This is a genomic window from Sphingomonas sp. SORGH_AS_0950, from assembly GCF_030818415.1.
GTDB lineage: Bacteria > Pseudomonadota > Alphaproteobacteria > Sphingomonadales > Sphingomonadaceae > Sphingomonas.
This window is the reverse complement of the sequence record NZ_JAUTAE010000001.1, coordinates 1,084,176-1,104,814: the sequence shown is the minus strand read 5'-3', so window position 1 is coordinate 1,104,814 and position 20,639 is coordinate 1,084,176. Positions and strand designations below refer to the sequence as shown.

Genomic DNA, 20,639 nt, shown 5'->3' with positions numbered 1-20,639 from the left:
TGGAGGTTAGCCGTTCAGCAGGACGCCGCGGTACATCGGATCTTCCAGCGCGCGGCCGGTGCCCAGCGCCACGCAGGTCAGCGGATCCTCAGCCACCGTCACCGGCAGCCCGGTCTCGTCGCGCAGCACCTCGTCCAGCCCTTCGAGCAGCGCGCCGCCGCCGGTCAGGACGATGCCCTGGTCGACAATGTCGGCGGCCAGTTCGGGCGCGGTGTTTTCCAGCGCGACGCGGACGCCCTCGACGATGGTCGCGACCGGCTCGGACAGCGCCTCGGCAATCTGGCCCTGGTTGATCTGGATTTCCTTGGGCACCCCGTTGACGAGGTCGCGGCCCTTGATCTGGATCGTCACGCCGATGCCGTCCGCCGGGGGACGCGCGATGCCGACTTCCTGCTTGATCCGCTCGGCGGTGGCTTCGCCGATCAGCAGATTATGGTTGCGGCGCACGTAGGAGACGATCGACTCGTCCATCTTGTCGCCGCCGACGCGGACCGAGGTGGTGTAGGCCAGGCCGCGAAGCGACAGCACCGCGACTTCGGTCGTGCCGCCGCCGATATCGACGACCATCGATCCGATCGGCTCGGTGACGGGCATGTCGGCGCCGATCGCGGCGGCCATCGGCTCCTCGATCAGGAAGACCTGGCTGGCGCCCGCGTTCGAGGCGGCGTCGCGGATCGCGCGGCGTTCCACCTTGGTCGAACCCGACGGCACGCAGATCACGATCTCGGGCCAGCGCGCGAACTTGCGCGGGCCATGCACCTTCAGGATGAAGTGCTTGATCATCTGTTCGGCGACGTCGATGTCCGCGATCACGCCGTCGCGAAGCGGACGGATCGCCTCGATATTGCCCGGCGTCTTGCCCATCATCAGCTTGGCGTCGTCGCCGACCGCCTTCACCTTCTTGATGCCGTTGATCGTCTCGACCGCGACGACGGACGGCTCGTTCAGCACGATGCCGCGTCCGCGGACATAGACCACGGTGTTCGCGGTGCCGAGGTCGATCGCCATGTCTTGCGACATGAATTTCAGGAAGCGGGGGAGGGGCATCGAGGCTTTCGTTCCGTCTGTGGACCGGGTGGGCGTGACTCATATCCCGAACCGCCGCCAAGAGCCGTCACAGGCACCTGCACCGTCATTTGCGGGGTCGCGGGATGCCGTCGCTTGGGCTAGGGTTTGCCGCATGTCAATACGGCGTCTGCCTCCCCATCTCGTCAATCGTATCGCGGCCGGTGAAGTGGTGGAAAGGCCCGCCAGTGCGTTGAAGGAGTTGGTCGAAAATTCGATCGATGCCGGGGCGACGCGGATCGCGGTCGCGCTGGGTCAGGGCGGGGTCGGCCGGATCGAGGTGGCGGACGACGGATGCGGCATGTCGGCCGAGGACATGGCCCTCGCGCTGGAGCGGCATTGTACCTCCAAGCTGCCCGACGAGGCGATCGAATCGGTCCTAACCCTCGGATTTCGCGGCGAAGCCCTGCCGTCCATCGCCAGCGTCGCGCGTGTGACGATCGAGAGTCGTCCGGCGGGGCGCGACGGCTGGAGCCGGGTGGTCGACAATGGCGAGGTGCTGCGCGACGGCCCCGCCGCCGTGCCGCCCGGCACCCGCATCCTGGTCGAGGACCTGTTCGCGCGTGTCCCGGCGCGGCGCAAGTTCCTGCGTTCGCCCCGTTCGGAATATGCCGCCTGTCTCGACATGGTGCGCCGGCTGGCGATGGCGCGGCCCGACATCGCCTTCACCCTGGAGCATGACGGGCGGCGGGTGCTGACCGTGCCGGGCGGGGAGGAGCGGCCGGGGCGCGTCGCGGGGCTGACCGACCGGGCGCTGGCGGAGAATTCGGTCGCGATCGACTGGGTGCGCGACACGGTGTCGCTGGGCGGCGTGGCGGGGTTGCCGACCTTCAACCGGGGCATCGCCGACCACCAATATCTGTTCGTCAATGGCCGCCCGGTCCGCGATCGCCTGCTGATGGGCGCGATCAGAGGCGCTTATGCCGAGATGTTGCCACGCGATCGTCACGCGGTGGTCGCGCTGTTCCTCGACATGCCGCCGTCGGAGGTCGATGTGAACGTCCACCCGGCCAAGACCGAGGTCCGCTTTCGCGACCCGGCGCTGATCCGGGGGATGATCGTGTCGGGCCTGCGCCGCGCCCTCGACGAGGCCGGGCATCGCAGCGTCCAGCGCCCGCCCGACTCGGCGCTGGCGATGTGGCAGAGCGAGAGCGTCGCCGCTCCGCCCGGCGGCACGCCGCCGCTCGACAGCTGGGCCGCGTCCGCGCCCGAGACGCGCGTCATGGAGCGACAGTCGCTCTTCGCGCCGCGCCCCGGCTTTGCGGCGCCGCCACCGCTCGCCCGCGCCGAAGCCGCCTTCGCGGCCCCGCCCGAGGTGCGCCAATATCCGATGGGCGTTGCGCGCGGACAGGTCGCCAAGACCTATATCGTCGCCGAAGCCGAGGATGGCCTCGTCCTGGTCGACCAGCATGCCGCGCACGAACGGCTGGTGCTGGAGCGGATGCGCGCCGCGCTGACCGGCGGGCGGATCGCGTCGCAGGCAATGCTGATTCCGGAAGTGGTCGAGCTGGACGAACCCGCCTGCGACCGGCTGGAGGCGCGCGCCGAGGAGCTGGCGGAGTTCGGGCTCGATCTCGAACGGTTCGGCCCGACCGCGATGCTGGTCCGCGCCACGCCCGCTTTATTGGGGCAGAGCGATCCCAAGGGGCTGGTCGCCGATCTGGCGGACGAACTCGCGGCGTTCGACCAGGCGCTGTCCTTGCGCGAGCGGCTGGATCATGTCGCGGCGACCATGGCCTGCCACGGCTCGGTCCGCGCGGGCCGTATCCTGTCGGTCGCCGAGATGAACGCGCTCCTCCGCGAGATGGAGGTCACGCCGCATTCCGGCCAGTGCAATCACGGCCGCCCGACCTGGGTGAAGTTGCAGCATGGAGATATCGAGAAGCTGTTCGGGCGGAAGTGACGATGACAGATTGTCTGTGCGCCTCGTTGCCCGACATTGCGCATATCCCGATGGGCGATCATCAGGGGCGCGACGAGCGATTTCTGGCGACGTTTCAAGAGCTAACGTCGCCGGGCGATCCGCAATGGTGGCGCTATCTCGGCCAGTGTCGGGCCTGTACCCAATATTGGCTGGTGGCGCAGGAGGAGCGCATCTTTGACGAGCATTTGCTCGCGCGGATCAACGAGGCGCAGGCTGCCCGAATCCTGACCGCGAACGCATGGCCGGAGAGGTTCGCAACGTGCGAAGACGTACTCCGCATCGCGCGCTCGCTGGCGACACCCTGTTGCTTCCTGGAACCGATGGCAGACTCGCTTATCTGGACGATCGAGGATTTGCTCCGCGATCGACCGGACATTCGTGTCGAGGAGGTCGCCGAACTTCTGGGTCTGGCGGACGATCATGCCCGCCGCCTGATTGCTCGGATCAAGCGATAGCTTACCGCCCCTTGTTTGGCGGCGAGCAGATCCCATGGAGCGATGAACCGAAAAATTTTTCGGTCGTGCGTTCATCGTAACGAAACTTTTGCACTCGGCCGTTTATTTATCGTCCGTTGGACAGGATCGGGCATCATCATGAAACATATCATGCCACTCATTTGCGCGCTCATTCCGCTGGCTGCCGTCGTCAGCGCGTGCGTCACCTGTCCCTAAGCCGATCCCCCGTACGGCCGGTTCATTGTGGCTCGGCCGCCCACAGGACACAAAAAAGGGCCGCCCGGACATGCCGGACGGCCCTTCTTCTATTCGACCGAGGGCCGAAGCGTCGGGATTAACCCTGCGCTTCGTCCTGCTCCGGCTGAACCTCGGCGGTGGCGCCCGGCTCGGCGTTGGGATCGTAATCCTCGGTGAAGCCGGCTTCGTCACGCTCGAACATCGAGGCCATGACGTCGACGCCCTGCGCCTGCATCTCGGCTTCTTCCGGCGAGCGGGCGACGTTGACCTTGACGGTCACGGCCACTTCCGGGTGAAGCGCGACGCGCACGTCGTACAGGCCGATCGCCTTGATCGGACGGTCGAGCACGATCTGGCTCTTGTTGACCTTGTGGCCGTCGGCGACCAGCGCCTCGACCAGGTCACGCACCGCGACCGAGCCGTACAGCTGGCCGACATTCGACGCCTGACGGATCAGGGTGACGGTGGCGTTCTCGAAGGTCTTCGACTCGACCTCGGCCTCGGCGCGACGGTTCGCGTTCTCGGCTTCGATGCGGGCGCGGTTGGCCTCGAACACCTTCTTGTTGGCTTCGTTGGCGCGCAGCGCCTTCTTGCGCGGCAGCAGGAAGTTACGGGCAAAGCCGTCCTTCACCGTGACCACGTCGCCGATGGCGCCGAGCTTCTCGACGCGCTCAAGCAGAATAACGTCCATCTTCTAGGACTCCTTACTTCACGACGTAGGGCAGGAGGCCCAGGTGACGGGCGCGCTTGATGGCCTGGGCCAGTTCGCGCTGCTTCTTGGCCGACACGCTGGTGATGCGCGAAGGCACGATCTTGCCGCGCTCGGACACGAAGCCCTGGAGCAGACGGACGTCCTTATAGTCGATCCGGGGCGCGTCCTTCGCGGAGAAGGGGCAGCTCTTGCGGCGACGGAAAAACGGGCGGGCCATTATGCGGCTTCCTCTTCACGATCACGACGGGGGCGGTCAGCGCGGTCGGGGCGTTCGCCACGATCGGCACGACGCTCGCGGTCGCGCTCCTGCTTGCGCATCATCACCGACGGACCTTCTTCATGGCCGTCAACCTTGACGGTCATGTAGCGGATCACGTCTTCGTTGATCTGGGTCTGGCGCTCCAGCTCGGCGACGACACCCGCGGGGGCGTCGATTTCGAGCATGACGTAGTGCGCCTTGCGGTTCTTGGCGATCTTGTACGCCAGCGAACGCAGGCCCCAGGTCTCGGTCTTCACGACCTTGCCCTGATTGTCCTCGACGATCTTCGTGGCGGCTTCCGCCAGCGCGTCCACCTGCGCCTGTGCCAGATCCTGGCGCGCAAGGAACACGTGCTCGTAAAGAGCCATGCAGCTTACCTTATGTTGGCCGATCGCTGACGCCCACCCCATGTGGGACGCCCCTCCGGCTGTCTTCCATACTTCAATACCGTCACGCCAAAATGGCATGAGGGCGGGTGAAGCAGGTGCTTCCCGCCCAATGGTGCGCTGGCTCATAGCGATTTGGCGGCAAAAGGCAAGCGGCGAAGGGGCCGCAGACTTGCCAGCGGCGGGCGACCTTTCTACCGCGCGGGCCATCCTATTACCGTTTCATGGCAGATACGAACATGCGTGCATTCATCTTTCCGGGCCAGGGCAGCCAGGCCGTCGGCATGGGCAAGGCGCTGGCCGAGGCGAGCCCGGTCGCCCGCGAGGTGTTCCAGGAGGTCGACGAGGCGCTGGGCCAGCATCTCTATCGCCTGATGGTCGACGGCCCCGCCGACGAGCTGACCCTGACCGAGAATGCGCAACCCGCGATCATGGCGAACGCCATCGCGACCCTGCGCGTGCTGGAGAAGGAAGGCGGCGTCCGCCTGTCGGAAAAGGCCGATTTCGTCGCGGGCCACTCGCTGGGCGAATATACCGCATTGTGCGCGGCCGATGCGATCGACCTGGCGACGACGGCGCGCCTGCTGAAGCTGCGCGGCCGGGCGATGCAGGCGGCGGTGCCGGTGGGTGAGGGCGCGATGGCCGCGCTGCTGGGCGCGGACCTCGAAAAGGCGAAGGTGATTGCGGGCGCGGCGGTCGATGCGATGCTGGCCGAGGGTGGCGAGCCGCTGGTCTGCACGGTCGCCAACGACAATGACCCGAGCCAGGTGGTGATCTCGGGCCACCGTGCCGCGATCGAGAAGGCGGTGGCGCTGGCCAAGGACCTGGGCGCCAAGCGCGCCGTCCTGCTGCCGGTGTCGGCGCCGTTCCACTGCCCGCTGATGCAGCCCGCCGCCGACGCGATGGACGCCGCCCTCGCCGAAGCGACGATCCGCGCGCCGCTGGTCCCGGTCTATGCCAATGTCGAGGCGGCGCCGGTCGCCGATCCGGGCGCGATCCGTGCGCTGCTGGTGGCACAGGTGACGGGGATGGTCCGCTGGCGCGAATCGGTGCTGGCGATGGAAGCGGCGGGCGTGGCGCAGTTCGTGGAGTTCGGCGGCAAGGTCCTTGGCCCCATGGTCAAGCGCATCGCGCCGGATGCGGACGCGGTCAGCGTCGTGACTATGGACGATATCGAGGGGCTTCTGGCGAAGCTCTGATTTGGTTCACGCGAAGGCGCGAGGACGCGAAGATGAAAGACATTGAAACGATAGCGTTCGATGTGATCGATCTTTCCTTGCGCCTTCATCGTGAGCTGGGCCCTGGATTGCTGGAGAGCGTCTATGAGACGATCCTGGCTGCCAAGCTGAGCGACATGGGCTATCGCGCAGAGCGGCAGCGGGCTGTCGATTTCAGCTTTGATGGCCTGCAATTCGATGGGGCGTTTCGCATCGATCTCCTGATCGAAGGCAGCCTTCTTGTCGAAATTAAATCCGTCGAGCGGCTGAATGCCGCTCATGCAAAACAACTCCTCACCTATCTGCGCCTGACCAGGCAGCCCTTGGGGCTGCTTATCAACTTCGGCGGCGCCACCCTGAAGGAAGGGCTCCGCCGCATCGTCAACGACTATACGCCCATCGCGTCTTCGCGGCTTCGCGTGAACCAGAAAATCGGAGAATAAGCATGTTCGATCTGACAGGAATGACCGCCCTCGTGACCGGCGCATCGGGTGGCCTCGGCTCGGCGGTGGCGAAGGCGCTGGCGGCGCAGGGGGCCAAGCTGGCGCTGTCCGGCTCCAATATCGACAAGCTGGAGGCGTTTCGTGCAGAGCTGGGCGGCGATCATGTCGCGGTGCCGTGCAACCTGTCCGACCCCGCCGCGGTCGATGCGCTGATCCCGCAAGCCGTGGAAGCGCTGGGCGGCAAGCTCGACATCCTGGTCAACAATGCGGGCGTCACCCGCGACAATCTGACCATGCGGATGAAGGACGAGGAGTGGGATCAGGTGATCCGCGTCAACCTCGAAGCCGCGTTCCGCCTGATCCGCGCCTCGGCCAAGCCGATGATGAAGGCGCGTTTCGGCCGCATCATCTCGATCACCTCGGTCGTCGGGGCCACGGGCAATCCGGGGCAGGCCAATTATGCCGCGTCCAAGGCGGGCCTGGTCGGCATGTCGAAGGCGGTCGCGCAGGAACTGGCCAGCCGCAACATCACGGTGAACTGCGTCGCGCCCGGCTTCATGCGTTCGGCGATGACCGACGTGCTGCCCGAGGCGCAGAAGGCCGCGCTGCTGGGTCGGATTCCGGCGGGCGATCTGGGCAAGGGTGAGGATATCGGCGCGGCCGTCGTCTATCTGGCGTCCAGGGAAGCGGGCTACGTCACCGGCCAGACGCTGCACGTCAATGGCGGCATGGCGATGCTGTAAAACGGCATAATCGCCACGAATGATCTTATCCTGGCGCTGGTCCGTCGCTGGACGGGCTTGCCAGACATGGACGCGCGTTCTACGTGCGTTCAGGAATTACCAACCCCCGATTAGATACGAGAAGGGATTACCATGAGCGAGACCGCCGACCGCGTGAAGAAGATCGTCGTCGAGCATCTCGGCGTCGAAGCCGACAAGGTGACCGAGGACGCGAGCTTCATCGACGACCTCGGTGCCGACAGCCTCGACATCGTCGAGCTCGTCATGGCGTTCGAGGAAGAGTTCGGTGTCGAAATCCCGGACGATGCCGCCGAGAAGATCACGACCGTCAAGGACGCGATCACGTACATCGACGAGAACAAGGCCTGATACCGGGGCCTCGGCCCGCAGATGATGCGGGCCGAACGGGCCGCCAAGGCCAGGTTTCAAGCGGCTCCCCGACCCCGACTAGCGGGCGGGGAGCCGTTTTCGTTGTGGAATGGAGTGGAATATGCGGCGCGTCGTCGTAACCGGACTGGGTCTTGTCACGCCTCTGGGCGCGGACGTGGAAACCGCCTGGGCCAATCTGATCGCTGGCAAGTCCGGCGCCGGTCCGATCACGCGGTTCGATACCACCGGGCAGAAATGCACCATCGCGTGCGAGGTGAAGCCCAAGGATCATGAATATGGCTTCGACCCGGACAAGCGCGTCGACCACAAGGTCCAGCGCCAGGTCGATCCGTTCATCGTCTATGGCATCGACGCCGCCGGACAGGCGCTGGAAGATGCCGGCCTGACCGAGATGGACGAGGCCACGAAGCTGCGTGCGGGCGTGTCGATCGGCTCGGGCATCGGCGGCCTGCCGGGCATCGAGATCGAATCGGTCAACCTGCACGAGCGGGGCCCGGGCCGGGTCAGCCCGCACTTCGTCCATGGTCGCCTGATCAACCTGATCTCGGGTCAGGTCAGCATCAAATACGGCCTGATGGGCCCGAACCATGCGGTCGTCACCGCCTGCTCGACCGGCGCGCATTCGATCGGCGACGCGGCGCGGATGATCCGTGACGATGATGCCGACATCATGCTGGCGGGCGGTGCGGAAAGCACGATCAACCCGCTGGGCGTGGCCGGTTTCGCCCAGGCGCGCGCGCTCAACATGAGCATGAACGACCGCCCAACCGAAGCGAGCCGTCCCTATGACAAGGGCCGCGACGGCTTCGTGATGGGCGAGGGCGCGGGCGTCGTCGTGCTCGAGGAATATGAGCACGCCAAGGCGCGCGGCGCGAAGATCTATGCCGAGGTGGTCGGCTATGGCCTGTCGGGCGACGCCTATCACGTCACCGCCCCGCACCCCGAGGGCAAGGGCGCCGAGAATGCGATGCGCATGGCGCTGCGCAAGGCGGGCATGGAGCCGTCGGACATCGACTATATCAACGCGCATGGCACCTCGACCATGGCCGATACGATCGAACTCGCCGCCGCGAAGCGGGTGTTCGGCGACGACCTGTCGGGAGCGTCCATGTCGAGCACCAAGTCGGCGATCGGCCATCTGCTGGGCGGTGCCGGTGCGGTCGAGAGCATCTTCTGCATCCTGGCGCTGCGCGACCAGATCGTTCCGCCGACGCTGAACCTCGACAATCCGGACGAGGGGACCGAGGGCGTCGACCTGGTTCCGCACGTCGCCAAGAAGCGCGAAGTGAAGGCGGTGCTGAACAACTCGTTCGGCTTCGGCGGCACCAACGCCTCGCTGGTGATGAAGGCGATCTGAGCTTTCACCGCTCCTGACCTCCGTTCAGCCTGAGCGAAGTCGAAGGCCACGGGATGCTGGGTGCGTTCAGGGCGTGCACTTCGACTTCGCTCAGTGCGAACGGCGTGCAGTATTAGAATTCCAACCCCGGCCACTGTCGGGTCCGCTTGCAAAACGCCTTGGCTCGCGCCATCGGGCGGGCAGGCAAGCGGACCCGGATCGGTGCCGGGGTTGTTTCCTGTCCGGGCCTGTGCGCCCTTGTCGAAAACCGGGTGAGATATGCGCAAGGTCGGCTGTATCGGGTTGCTGCTGGGGCTGATCGGCATCGCCGTCTTCGGCTGGGTCGCGCATGACTGGGCGGGCAGCGGCCCGGCGGACAAGCCGCTGGCGGTGGTCGTTCCCGAGGGTGCGAGCCTGGCGCGTGCCGCCACCGCACTCCAGAAGGCGGGTGCGATCCGCTCGGCGGGGCGTTTCCGGCTCTATGCGCGTCTGTTCGGCCATGGCGGCGCGATCAAGGCTGGCGAATATGCCATTCCCGAACAGGCCAGCGCCTCGGACGTGCTGGCGCTGCTGCAGGAGGGCAAGGTTCGCCAGCGGCTGGTGCCGGTGCCGGAGGGCTATCCCTCGATCCTGGTCCATGACGCGCTGATGCGCGCCGACGGGCTGACCGGCGATGTGCCGGTGCCCGCGGAGGGATCGATCCTGCCCGACAGCTATGCCTATCAGAAGGGCGACACGCGCGCCTCGGTCGTCGCGCGGATGCAGAAGGCGATGAAGGACTATCTCGCCCGCGCCTGGGCCAACCGAAAGCCTGGCATTGCGGTCAAGTCGCCGCAGGAGGCGATCATCCTGGCCTCGATCGTCGAGAAGGAGACGGGCAAGCCCTCCGAACGCCGGACGGTGGCGGCGGTCTATGGCAATCGCCTGCGCATCGGGATGCCGCTTCAGGCCGATCCGACCGTCATCTATCCGATCACCAAGGGGCGTCCGCTCGGCCGCCGCATCCTGCGGTCCGAACTGCACGCGAAGAACGGCTACAACACCTATGCCAGCCCCGGCCTGCCGGTCGGGCCGATCGCCAATCCGGGCCGCGCCTCGATCGACGCGGTGCTCGATCCGGCGGACAGCAAGGCACTGTATTTCGTGGCGGACGGATCGGGCGGCCATGTATTTGCCGACACGCTGGCCGAGCATAATGCCAATGTGCAGAAATGGTACGCGATCCGCCGCCAGCGCGGGGAAATGTAAGCGGCCATAGACGGCGTTGAACCGACGCCAGCCCTTCTCCTGATGGGACTCTACGGCACGCCGCGCCGCTCCTCGGCGATGCGCCGGGCCAGCGCGCGCTGCGACGAAAGGGCATAGGCGCGGCAGGCGCCCGGGGTGGTGCGGAAGCGGTCGGTGGCGCCGTCCTGATCGGCATGCGCGGTGATCAGGATGTCGCAGGGCAGAGCACGCATCGCCGCTTGCCCTCGGGCGAAGGCGGCGACTACCGGCCTGTTGGCCGGGGCGGAGAAACGATAATCGTCGGTCGAGACGGGGTTCAGGCTCGCCGCGAAGACGATCGCGCGGCATGATCCGTTCGCACAACTCCGCCAGCTCCAGCTCAGGCTGCCCATCGTGTGACCCGGCGTTGCGCGTGCGGTGACGGTCGTGTTGCCGAGCGTCAGCGTTTCGCCGCCGCGGATGGTGCGCACCTGGGAAACCGCCGGGAAGCGGCTGTCATAGCCGCGCTGCGGATCGTCCGCCGCCAGCCGTCCGGTGCGCAGGCCCCGGGCCCCGCGCGGGCTGGCGATGACGGTCGCGCCGGTGTCGCGGGCCAGCGCGGCGATCCCGCCGGCATGGTCGAAATGCGGCTCGGTGCTGAGAATATATTTGATGTCGCGCGGGCGAAAGCCGAGCCGGGCGACATTGGCGAGGATCGCGGGCGCGGCCTGGGGCAGTGCGCCGTCGATCAGGATCAGTCCCCGCCCGGTATCGATCAGCGCGACGTTCAGGCCGCCAAAGCCGACCAGATAGCTGTTGCCGAAGACGCGGACCGGCGGGCGTGGTGCCAGCCAATCGGCGGTGCGGTCGGTCACGATCGGGCGGATCAGCGGATCGTCGGCATGCTGGGGTGCGGCGGTTGCGGATGCGGCGAGGATCAGCGCGGCGGCTATTCGGATCGGCATGTCCCATCTCCTTCGCCCCCTGATGCCGGTGATACGCGCCGGTGACAAAGCATCTTCCCTCGACAGAGCCATGAGCGCATTTCATGATGAAGCATGGATCGCGCCCAATTGCCGCTCAACGCCCTGCGCGCCTTCGAGGCGGCGGCACGGCATCTGAACTTCACCCGCGCGGCGATCGAGCTGTGCGTCAGCCAGGGCGCGGTCAGCCATCAGGTCGCAGGGCTGGAGAAAAGGCTGGGGGCGCGGCTGTTCCACCGCCTGCCGCGTGGGCTGGCGCTGACCGATGACGGGCAGGCGCTAGTGCCGGTGCTGGCGGAGACGTTCGACCGAATCGGTGCGACGCTGGATCGCTTCGCCGATGGGCGGTTCCAATATGTGCTGAATATCGGCGTGGTCGGGACCTTCGCCACCGGCTGGCTGCTGGCACGGCTGGACGATTTCGCGGCCACCCATCCGCACATCGACCTGCGCGTGTCGATCAACAACAATCGGGTCGATCTGGCGGGGGAGGGGCTGGATTATGCCATCCGTTTCGGAGACGGCGCGTGGCACGGCACCCATGCCGAGCGGCTGATGGCGGCGCCGCTGACCCCGCTTTGCGCGCCGCTGGTCGCCACGCGGCTGCGCGAGCCCGGCGATCTGGTGCGCGAGCGGCTGTTGCGATCCTATCGGGTCAGCGAATGGGAAAGCTGGTTCGCGGCGGCGGGTGCTCCGGCACCGGCATTGCGCGGACCGATGTTCGACAGCTCCGCCCTGATGGTGGCGGCGGCGATGGCCGGGCTGGGCGTCGCGCTCGCGCCCAAAGTGATGTTCGGCCACGAATTGACGACGGAGCGGCTGGTTCAGCCTTTCGCGATCGAGATCGACGCCGGATGCTATTGGCTGACCCGGTTGCTGTCACGGAAAGAGGGGCTGGCGATGAAGGCGTTTCGTCAGTGGCTGATGGAGGCGGTCCAGCACTGATCCTATCCGGTACGGGGAGGGGGGCCACCGCAAGGTGGTGGTGGAGGGGGCGCACCCAAGGACGCGCCTGGTGCGGCCCCCCTCGTCAGTCCATCGGACTGCTACCTCCCCAAGCCGGGGAGGATTCTACATTAGGGCCGATCGACATTCATCGATGCCTTTCCTTCCCTCGCCCCTCACAGAGGGGAGAGGGTTGCGCAGACTTGGCCTTTGCGAGAGCAAAGGCTTAGTCGGAGCTGGGTGAGGGGTGGGCGCTCGCTCCGCGAGCGCGCGAGCCTTTGGGCTCGCTCGACCCCTCACCCAAGCTGCGCTAGCCAGCAGGCTGGCAAGCTTCGCTAACCCTCTCCCCTGTCCAGGGGAGAGGGAAAAAAGAGGCAATACTGAATGTCGATCCGATCAGCCCCGCAGAGCCGACGCCGCGCGGGCCTTGGCCTCGACGTCCGCCATCGAACCGCCGGTCACCCAGCTGCCGCCGACGCACAGCACGCGGTCGAACGCGAGCCAGTCGGGCGCGCTCGCCTCGGTGATGCCGCCGGTCGGGCAGAAGCGGGCCTGGTAGAAGGGGGCGGCCAGCGCCTTCAGCGCCTTCAGCCCGCCGCTGGTCTCGGCGGGGAAGAACTTGAAGTGCGTCAGGCCCAGGTCCAGCCCGCGCATGATGTCGCCCGCATTGGCGACGCCCGGAAGATAGGGGATGCCGCTTTCCACGACCGCCGAACCGAGACGGTCGGTCAGGCCTGGCGAGACGATGAACTCGCCGCCCGCATCCGCCACGTCGCGCAGCTGCTGCTCGTTGACGACGGTGCCCGCGCCGACGATCGCGCCGGGGACCTTCTTCATCTCGGCCATCGCCTCGAGCGCGGCGGGGGTGCGCAGCGTCACTTCCAGCACCCGCAGGCCACCGGCGACCAGCGCTTCGGCAAGGGGCTTGGCGGTGGCGGCGTCGTCGATGACCAGCACGGGGATGACCGCGCTGGTGCGCATGATGGTGGCGATGTCGGTCATGAATGCTCCTGTGCGAAGGCCGCGGCCGCGCCGAACAGGCCGGGCTGGGGATGGGTGATGAGTTTGACGGGGATGCGCGCCATCAGCGACTGGAAACGCCCCTTGGCCATGAAGCGCTGGTCGAAGCCCGAGCGCAGCAGCTTGTCCTTGATCCGATAGCCCAGGCCGCCCGCGATCACGACGGTCTTGGCCCCCTGCGCCAACGCAAAGTCGCCTGCAACGGCACCCAGAGCGAGGCAGAACCGGTCGAGCGCGGCCAGTGCGATCGAGTCGGTGCCCTCGAGCGCCTCGGCCCAGATTTCGCGATCGTCGCGGCTGGGAACCGCGCGGCCTTCGAGCGAGGCCAGCGTTTCATAGATCGCGATGATGCCCGGCCCCGAACAGATGCGCTCACACGACACGCGGGTATAGGTGCGGCGCAGGCGCTTGAGGATCGCATCCTCGATCCCGTCGAGGGGGGCATAGTCCATATGCCCGCCCTCGGTTTCGATCACGTGATAACGCTGCGGCGTCATCAGCACCTGCGCGACGCCCAGGCCGGTGCCGGGACCGCAGACGGTGACGACGCCGTGCGCGGGCATCGGCTCCTCGGGGCCGCAGATATGGAGGAAATCCTCCTCCGGCACCTGTGCGACGGCATGGCCGATCGCGCCGAAGTCGTTGATGACGGTATAGATGTCCGCGCCCAGCCGCTCGGGGATCAGCGAAGGGCGGATGACCCAGGGATTGTTGGTCATCCGGATCACGTCGCTGGTGATCGGCGAAGCGATGGCCAGCGACGCCGCCTTGGGAAGCGGACGTCCGACATGCGCCGCGAAGGCCTGCCACGCGGTCTGAAGCGAGGCGTGCTCGGCGGTCTTCTGCGTGCAGGGCTCGCCCAGCTTCACGACGCGGCCATTCTCGACCTCGGCGAGTGCGAAGCGTGCGTGGGTGCCCCCGATATCGGCAGCGACGATTTCCATGATATCCTCCCCCTTATCTTTTACAGGCCGGCGCCGGCGAGAATGGGCGATGCGCCCTTCTCGGCCTCGTCGGCGGCCTGGCGGAACAATGCGAACAGCTCGCGGCCCATGCCCTGAACCGGGGCGGGGGTCACGGCCTGTTCGCGCGCGGCCCATTCGGCCGGATCGACCAGCGCGTCGAGCGTGCCCGCCACCGCGTCCAGCCGGACGATGTCGCCGTCGCGGATCAGCCCGATCGCGCCGCCGCCGATCGCCTCGGGGCTGAGATGGATCGCGCAGGGCACCTTGCCGCTGGCGCCCGACATGCGGCCATCGGTGACCAGCGCGACCTTGAAGCCCCGGTTCTGGAGCACGCCCAGCGGCGGGGTCAGCTTGTGCAACTCAGGCATGCCATTGGCCTTGGGGCCCTGGAAACGGACGACGACGACGACGTCGCGCTCCAGCTCGCCCGCCTTGAAAGCGGCCTGGACTTCGGACTGGTCGGAGAAGACGCGCGCGGGCGCCTCGATGATCCAGCGTTCGCGCTCGACCGCCGATACCTTGATGCAGGCGCGGCCGATATTGCCGGACAGGATGCGCATCCCGCCATCGGGCGAGAAGGGCGCGGCGGCCGGGCGCAGGATCGTCTCGTCGCCGCTGTCGCCGACCGGGGTCCAGGCCAGCTTGTCGTCGGCGATCACCGCCGTCTGGCCGTAATCGGACAGGTCCTTGCCCGCCACCGTCAGGATGTCGCGGTGGAGCAGCCCCTCCGACAGCAGTTCGCGGATGACATAGGGCATGCCGCCCGCCGCCTCGAACCCGTTCACATCGGCCGAACCGTTGGGATAGACCCGCGCGATCAGCGGCACGGCGGCCGACAGGCGGTCCATATCCTCCCAGTCGATGATGATCCCCGCCGCGCGCGCGATGGCGGGCAGGTGGATCAGATGGTTTGTCGAGCCGCCGGTCGCCAGCAGGCCGACCGCCGCGTTGACGATCGCCTTTTCATCGACGCACCGGCCCAGCGGGCGATAATCCTCGCCGCGCTGACCGATCTTCGCCAGCTGGTGGACGGCGGCGCGGCTGAGTTCCTGGCGCAGCTTGGTGCCCGGATTGACGAAGGCGGCGCCCGGCATGTGCAGGCCCATCACCTCCATCATCATCTGGTTGGTGTTGGCGGTGCCGTAGAAAGTGCAGGTGCCCTTGGAATGATAGGCCGCGATCTCGGCGTCGAGCAGCTCGTCGCGCCCCGCCTTGCCCTCGGCAAAGGCTTCGCGGACGGCGGCCTTCTGCTTGTTGGGCAGGCCGGTCGGCATCGGGCCGCCGGGAACCAGGATCATCGGCAGATGGCCGAAGCGCAGCGCGCCCATCAGCAGGCCCGGCACGATCTTGTCGCAGATGCCCAGTAGCGCGGCGCCCTCGAAGGTGCCGTGGCTCAGCGCGACCGCCGTCGACAGCGCGATGGTGTCGCGGCTGAACAGCGACAGCTCCATGCCCGCATAGCCTTGCGTCACGCCGTCGCACATGGCGGGCACGCCGCCCGCGACCTGCGCGGTCGCACCGACCTCGCGCGCCCAGACCTTCATCAGCTCCGGATAGCGGTAATAGACGGCGTGCGCGGACAGCATGTCGTTATAGGCCGACACGATGCCGATGTTCATGCCGCGATCCGCCTTCATGGCGTCGCGGTCCTCCTCGGTCCCGGCATAGGCATGGGCCAGGTTGGCGCAGCCCAGATTGGGGCGGCGCACCGCCGTTTCGGCCTCATGCGCGATCAGGTCGAGATAGGCCTGCCGACCGGGCTTCGAGCGTTCGATGACCCGGTCGGTGACGGCCGAGACGGCGGCGTTCAGACTCATTGCTCGCTCCAGTGGATGTCGATCGGCAGTTCGACGTCGGCCAGCACGCGGCCGATCGGATAGGGGGACGATGCCCCTTCCTTGATCGCGTCTTCCAGCACCTTTTTCTTGGCCGGTCCCGAAATGGCAATCATGATCGATCGGGCCGATACGATGCCCGCCCGGCTGAGCGTCACGCGCGCAACGGGCGCCTCGGGGGGCAGGGGCTCCGGCATCAGGCCCAGCGCGCGGCGCTCCTTCGGGCCATTGAGCGCCTCGTCATAATCGGGACCGGGGAAGATCGAGGCGGTGTGCCCGTCGGCGCCCATGCCCAGCAGGACGAGGTCGAGCGGCCAGTGGAGTTCCTGCATCAGCGCATCGGCCGAGCGGCCCGCAGCCTTATAGTCCTGGGTCGCCTGCGGCACGATCGGCATTACCCGCGCACCCTTGGGCAGGAAGATCTTGCCGATCATCGTCACGTTGGACAGCGGGTCGCCCAGCGGCACGATGCGTTCGTCGGCAGGGACGATCGTCACGCGCTTCCAGTCGAGCTTGGCCTGGGCCAGCTTCTCATAGACCGGGATCGGCGTCTTGCCGCCCGACAGCGCGATCACCGCCGCACCGCGCGCCTCGATGGCGCTTTCGATGATGAACTGGATATCGCCCGCCAGCGCGCCCGCCATCTCGGCGGTGTCCTCGTAATCCCACCATTCGATTTCGTCGGTCATGTCGTCTCTATCCTGATAGTCCGGGCGCGAGGTGCGGCCCGCCGGGTGGGGCGGGCCGGGATCGCGCCGATGTCGTCCGCCCGCTCGGTGGGGCGGGGGTGGGTCAGTCGTCCTGCCAGGTCACGCCGTCGCGCTCGGTCAGCGCGATCGCGGCGGACGGGCCCCAGCTGCCGCTGGGATAGGATTTGGGCTTGAGGTCGTTGGCGTCCCAGCCCGCGCGGATCGCGTCGATCCAGGTCCACTGCGCCTCCACCTCGTCGCGGCGGACGAACAGCGTCTGGTCGCCTTCGATCAGGTCGAGCAGCAGCCGCTCATAGGCGATGCGGCGGCGGGTCCCGGCGAACTCGGCGTCGAGCGACAGGTTCAGCGGCACTTCGCGCAGATGGATGCCGTCGCGGTCCAGCCCCGGCTCCTTGGCCATCACCAGCAGCTGGATATATTCCTCGGGCTGGAGGCGGATGACCAGCGTGTTGGGCTGGAGCAGGCCGCCGCGTCCCGCGAACATCGAATGGGGGACCGGCTTGAACTGGATCGCGATCTCCGAACGGCGCGCGGCCATGCGCTTGCCGGTGCGCAGGTAGAAGGGCACGCCCTGCCAGCGCCAATTGTCGACATGCGCCTTGATCGCGACGAAGGTCTCGGTGCGCGACGGCTTGCCCAGTTCGTCGGCATAGGAGCCGACGATCTTGCCGCCCACCGCGCCGTCCACATATTGGCCGGTGACGGTGTTGTGGGGCACTTCCTCGGGCTTCATCAGGCGCAGCGAGCGGAAGACCTTGGCCTTCTCGTCGCGGATCGCGGTGCCGTCATAGCGCGCGGGCGGCTCCATCGCGATCAGCGCGAGTAGTTGCAGGATATGGTTCTGCACCATATCGCGCAGCGCCCCGGCGCCTTCGTAATAGCCCGCGCGATCCTCCAGCCCGACCGTCTCGGCGATGGTGATCTGGACATTGTCGATGCCGTTGGCGTTCCAGATCGGCTCGAAGAAGAAATTGCCGAAGCGCAGCGCCAGGATGTTCTGGACGGTTTCCTTGCCCAGATAATGGTCGATGCGGAAGGTCCGCTCCTCGGGGAAGCCATAGGCGACCGCGTCGTTGATCTCCTTGGACGAGGCGAGGTCATAGCCCAGCGGCTTTTCCAGGCCGATCCGCACCGTCTCGCCCGCCAGGCCCACCGATTCGAGGCCCTTGATCGTCGATTCGAACAGGCTGGGCGCGGTCGACAGATAGATGGCCAGGCCGTTCGACACGTCGCCGACCTTCTCGGCGAGCGCGGGGAAGCCCTCCATCGAGGAGGCATCGAGCGACTGGTACTGCAATCGATTTAAGAAGCCCGCAATTTTTTCGGCGTCCTTGCGGTCATCGGGCAGGAACGTGTCGAGCGCGTGCGCGGCGAAGTCGCGGAAGCCCGCATCGTCATAATCGGACCGCGCCGTCCCGGTGATCGTCAACTCCTCGGGCAACAGCCCATCGGCGTGAAGATTATAGAGCGACGGCAGCAGCATACGCTGCGACAGGTCGCCGGTCGCGCCGAACAGCAGCAGCTTGCCAACGGGATTGCGCGTCATGACGTCTCCTTAGAGCACGAGGCCAGCGGTCGGATCGAGCCCGGCCATGATGTTCAGATTCTGGACTGCCGCCCCACCGGCACCCTTGCCCAGATTGTCGAGCGTGGCGATCAGTCGAGCAAGACCCGTGGCCGGATTGCCGCAGACACGCAAGGTCATCCGGTCGGTTCCGGCATTTTCCTCGATATTCACCGCCGCCACGTCCTGCGTGGAAAAGCGGACGATGCGGCTGTCGGCATAGGCAGCGGCCAGCGTGTCCGACACCGCCTGTAGCGAAGGGCGGCCGGGCAGGGCGTAGAGCGGCAACGGCACCTCGACGACCATGCCGCGATAGGTGTCGACCACGGCGGGAGCGAAGATCGGCGCATGGGCCAGGCCCGAATGACGTTGCATCTCGGGCGCATGCTTGTGCGCCAGCGACAGGCCATAGGGGCGGAACGCCCGGTGCTCGGCGGTCTCATATTCGGCGATCATCGCCTTGCCGCCGCCCGAATAGCCCGACGCGGCGTTGACCGACACCGGCCAGTCGGCGGGGATCAGGCCCGCACGGACCAGCGGTCGGACCAGCGCCAGGAAGCCGGTGGGATAGCAGCCGGGATTGGAGACGAAACGCGCCGCCGCGATCCGGTCGCCCTGCTCGGGCTCCAGCTCGGCCATGCCATAGACCCAGCCCTCCGCGGTGCGGTGCGCGGTAGAGGCATCGACGACGCGCGTGCGATCATTGTCGATCAGCGACACCGCCTCGCGCGCGGCATCGTCGGGCAGGCACAGGATGACAAAATCGGCATCGTTGATCGCCTCGCGCCGCGCATCCGCATCCTTGCGGCGGTCGTCGGGCAGGGTGACGATCGCCAGGTCGGGGCGCCCGGCCAGCCGATCGGCGATTTCCAGCCCGGTCGTGCCCGCGCCGCCGTCGATGAACACCGTCTTCGTCATTGCACCCGCTCCAGCAACGCCGCATCGCAATAGCCGACCAGGCCCATATGCGGCGCAATGCCCCAGGCCAGACCGCCCGCGACCTCCAGCACCTCGAACGCCTCGCCGGGGGCGAGTTCGGCCAGCACCTCGCTGTCGGTCTTGCGTCCCTCGCGCAAGGTCAGCGCGCTGCACGTCTTATAGGACAGGGGCGCGGCATAATGGGGCGCGAATACGTATTCGGCCAGCCGGACATCAGCCAGATCGGCGCGAACCGCATGGGTGCGAGGGTCGAGGCTGACCCGCCGCCCCTGCAGCGCAAAGCTCTTACGCGCTGGCTCGCTGGAGGGCAGGGGCGTCGCCAGCGCCGATGAAATGTCCGAATTCTTCAAGAAAGTCCGCCCCTTCAGGTGTCCTGGCGACAAAGATGTTACGCTTGTCGCTATCATCGCGTTGGCGGCGCAGATAGCCCAGCGTTCCCAGTCTATTCAAGGCGCGGGTGACGACGGGTTTCGAGACGTTCAAGGCGCGCGCCAAACCGCGCACCGTATGCGGGCCCGGACGCAGGTAAACGACGAGCAGCAGGGCCATCTGCCGGTTGGTCAGGTCGGGTTCACCCGAACGGACATAATCGACCAGCGCCGACATCCAGGCCAGCAGCGTCTGCGGTTCGTGTGGGTGGGACACGATGGCGATTCCAATGGCTGTGCCGGGCTTTGCCGGGCGTTGTTACGTGTTCATAACGCCCTTTCCCAATGGTGGTTTCCACTGATGTTCCGCATTTGCGAACATCTTGTCGCCCCCCGACCGGCGATTCGTCGCGGCTCGGTCCGGCGCGGCAAGGTTGATCGCAGGCGCGGCCTCGCCTATGTGCGCGCTTTCGCACACCCTCCATCGGGATCACACGCGCCTCATGTTCGCATTCCTGCTCGTCATCCACGCCATCATCGCCGCGACCCTCGTCACGGTGATTCTCATGCAGCGGTCGGAAGGCGGCGGTCTGGGCATGGGGGGCAGCCCGTCGGGGCTGATGTCGGCACGCGGCGCGGCCGACTTCCTCAGCCGTGCGACGGCGGTGCTGGCCACCGCCTTTATCGGCTTCTCGATCCTGCTCGCGGTCCTGGCCGCGACGCGCGGCGCGCCCGCCATCGACACCTCGCTGGCCCGCACGCCCGCGACCCAGGCGCCGATCACCCAGCCCGCGCCCGCTCCGGTCCCGACCGGGACCGCACCGGCGCAGGCTCCGGCGGACAATTCGGCGGTTCCGCTCGCCCGCTAAATTTCGTTTCCATCGCAGCATAGGCCAACGCGCCGCCGATAATTTCCGGCGGCGCGCATCTTTGCTGT

The 20,639-nt window shown here is 67.0% G+C and carries 23 protein-coding genes; 10 read left to right on the top strand and 13 right to left on the bottom strand.

The features are described from left to right. Positions 1–6: 6 nt before the first annotated feature. Positions 7–1,047 carry a rod shape-determining protein gene (locus QE385_RS04590; RefSeq protein ID WP_261267979.1) on the bottom strand — a complete coding sequence of 347 codons (1,041 nt, stop codon included), beginning with the start codon at positions 1,045–1,047 and terminating at the stop codon, positions 7–9. 133 nt (positions 1,048–1,180) lie between these two features. On the opposite strand from QE385_RS04590, the gene mutL reads away from it, so the two are divergent. Both mutL and QE385_RS04580 read left to right on the top strand, forming a co-directional pair. Next, complete coding sequence (gene mutL, locus QE385_RS04585; protein WP_307099525.1) at positions 1,181–2,968, top strand: DNA mismatch repair endonuclease MutL; 1,788 nt, start codon at positions 1,181–1,183, stop codon at positions 2,966–2,968. A 50-nt stretch (positions 2,969–3,018) separates the two neighbouring features. Beyond that, positions 3,019–3,444: a hypothetical protein gene (locus QE385_RS04580; protein ID WP_307099523.1), complete on the top strand. Its 426-nt coding sequence runs from the start codon at positions 3,019–3,021 to the stop codon at positions 3,442–3,444. 334 nt (positions 3,445–3,778) lie between these two features. Here the strand turns inward: QE385_RS04580 and rplI are convergent, their stop codons facing one another. From rplI to rpsF, 3 genes are read right to left on the bottom strand one after another with little or no spacing between them, the layout of a single operon-like run. Continuing rightward, positions 3,779–4,372: a 50S ribosomal protein L9 gene (gene rplI / locus QE385_RS04575; RefSeq protein WP_307099521.1), complete on the bottom strand. Its 594-nt coding sequence runs from the start codon at positions 4,370–4,372 to the stop codon at positions 3,779–3,781. Between the two features lie 13 nt (positions 4,373–4,385). After that, positions 4,386–4,610, bottom strand: coding sequence for a 30S ribosomal protein S18 (gene rpsR / locus QE385_RS04570; RefSeq protein WP_007403456.1), 225 nt, complete (start codon positions 4,608–4,610; stop codon positions 4,386–4,388). After that, on the bottom strand, positions 4,610–5,020 hold the full coding sequence (gene rpsF / locus QE385_RS04565) for a 30S ribosomal protein S6 (protein ID WP_037567458.1): 411 nt from the start codon (positions 5,018–5,020) through the stop codon (positions 4,610–4,612). The genes rpsR and rpsF overlap by 1 nt, the downstream gene beginning before the upstream one ends. Before the next feature lie 257 nt (positions 5,021–5,277). Between rpsF and fabD the strand changes: the two genes are divergently transcribed. From fabD to mltG, 6 genes are all read left to right on the top strand, one after another. After that, positions 5,278–6,237 (top strand): ACP S-malonyltransferase, encoded by a 960-nt coding sequence (gene fabD / locus QE385_RS04560; protein WP_307099519.1) that lies wholly within the window; start codon positions 5,278–5,280, stop codon positions 6,235–6,237. A 32-nt stretch (positions 6,238–6,269) separates the two neighbouring features. Further along, entirely contained in the window at positions 6,270–6,698 is a 429-nt protein-coding gene (locus QE385_RS04555; RefSeq protein WP_307099517.1) for a GxxExxY protein, read from the top strand. A gap of 2 nt (positions 6,699–6,700) precedes the next feature. After that, positions 6,701–7,441 carry a 3-oxoacyl-[acyl-carrier-protein] reductase gene (fabG, locus tag QE385_RS04550; protein WP_307099515.1) on the top strand — a complete coding sequence of 247 codons (741 nt, stop codon included), beginning with the start codon at positions 6,701–6,703 and terminating at the stop codon, positions 7,439–7,441. Between the two features lie 132 nt (positions 7,442–7,573). Continuing rightward, positions 7,574–7,810: an acyl carrier protein gene (locus QE385_RS04545; RefSeq protein ID WP_007403554.1), complete on the top strand. Its 237-nt coding sequence runs from the start codon at positions 7,574–7,576 to the stop codon at positions 7,808–7,810. 121 nt (positions 7,811–7,931) lie between these two features. Next, complete coding sequence (gene fabF, locus QE385_RS04540; RefSeq protein ID WP_307099513.1) at positions 7,932–9,188, top strand: beta-ketoacyl-ACP synthase II; 1,257 nt, start codon at positions 7,932–7,934, stop codon at positions 9,186–9,188. A gap of 258 nt (positions 9,189–9,446) precedes the next feature. After that, positions 9,447–10,415, top strand: coding sequence for an endolytic transglycosylase MltG (gene mltG / locus QE385_RS04535; protein WP_307099511.1), 969 nt, complete (start codon positions 9,447–9,449; stop codon positions 10,413–10,415). Positions 10,416–10,465: 50 nt separating this feature from the next. On the opposite strand, the gene bla is transcribed toward mltG, so the two are convergent. Continuing rightward, on the bottom strand, positions 10,466–11,338 hold the full coding sequence (gene bla / locus QE385_RS04530; protein ID WP_307099509.1) for a subclass B3 metallo-beta-lactamase: 873 nt from the start codon (positions 11,336–11,338) through the stop codon (positions 10,466–10,468). A 93-nt stretch (positions 11,339–11,431) separates the two neighbouring features. On the opposite strand from bla, the gene QE385_RS04525 reads away from it, so the two are divergent. Next, positions 11,432–12,301: a LysR family transcriptional regulator gene (locus QE385_RS04525; RefSeq protein WP_307099507.1), complete on the top strand. Its 870-nt coding sequence runs from the start codon at positions 11,432–11,434 to the stop codon at positions 12,299–12,301. 396 nt (positions 12,302–12,697) lie between these two features. Here the strand turns inward: QE385_RS04525 and eda are convergent, their stop codons facing one another. The 8 genes from eda to QE385_RS04485 all read right to left on the bottom strand — a co-directional run bounded on the left by eda (position 12,698) and on the right by QE385_RS04485 (position 19,940). Then, positions 12,698–13,303, bottom strand: coding sequence for a bifunctional 4-hydroxy-2-oxoglutarate aldolase/2-dehydro-3-deoxy-phosphogluconate aldolase (gene eda, locus QE385_RS04520; protein WP_307099505.1), 606 nt, complete (start codon positions 13,301–13,303; stop codon positions 12,698–12,700). Next, on the bottom strand, positions 13,300–14,265 hold the full coding sequence (glk, locus tag QE385_RS04515) for a glucokinase (protein ID WP_307099503.1): 966 nt from the start codon (positions 14,263–14,265) through the stop codon (positions 13,300–13,302). Before glk ends, eda begins: the two co-directional genes overlap by 4 nt. Before the next feature lie 20 nt (positions 14,266–14,285). Further along, on the bottom strand, positions 14,286–16,103 hold the full coding sequence (gene edd, locus QE385_RS04510; RefSeq protein WP_307099500.1) for a phosphogluconate dehydratase: 1,818 nt from the start codon (positions 16,101–16,103) through the stop codon (positions 14,286–14,288). Then, positions 16,100–16,810, bottom strand: coding sequence for a 6-phosphogluconolactonase (gene pgl, locus QE385_RS04505; RefSeq protein WP_307099498.1), 711 nt, complete (start codon positions 16,808–16,810; stop codon positions 16,100–16,102). The genes edd and pgl overlap by 4 nt, the downstream gene beginning before the upstream one ends. 103 nt (positions 16,811–16,913) lie before the next feature. Further along, a complete protein-coding gene (zwf, locus tag QE385_RS04500; protein ID WP_307099496.1) occupies positions 16,914–18,377 on the bottom strand; it encodes a glucose-6-phosphate dehydrogenase in 1,464 nt (487 codons plus the stop codon). Between the two features lie 9 nt (positions 18,378–18,386). Then, positions 18,387–19,313 carry an N-acetyl-gamma-glutamyl-phosphate reductase gene (gene argC / locus QE385_RS04495; RefSeq protein WP_307099494.1) on the bottom strand — a complete coding sequence of 309 codons (927 nt, stop codon included), beginning with the start codon at positions 19,311–19,313 and terminating at the stop codon, positions 18,387–18,389. Continuing rightward, on the bottom strand, positions 19,310–19,684 hold the full coding sequence (locus tag QE385_RS04490; protein WP_307099491.1) for an SH3 domain-containing protein: 375 nt from the start codon (positions 19,682–19,684) through the stop codon (positions 19,310–19,312). Before QE385_RS04490 ends, argC begins: the two co-directional genes overlap by 4 nt. Next, on the bottom strand, positions 19,620–19,940 hold the full coding sequence (locus tag QE385_RS04485) for a MarR family transcriptional regulator (protein ID WP_058732142.1): 321 nt from the start codon (positions 19,938–19,940) through the stop codon (positions 19,620–19,622). The genes QE385_RS04490 and QE385_RS04485 overlap by 65 nt, the downstream gene beginning before the upstream one ends. Positions 19,941–20,205: 265 nt before the next feature. Here QE385_RS04485 and secG point away from each other — a divergent pair, with 265 nt between their 5' ends. Further along, positions 20,206–20,571, top strand: a complete 366-nt coding sequence (gene secG / locus QE385_RS04480) for a preprotein translocase subunit SecG (protein ID WP_307099489.1) — start codon at positions 20,206–20,208, stop codon at positions 20,569–20,571. Positions 20,572–20,639 lie beyond the last annotated feature (68 nt).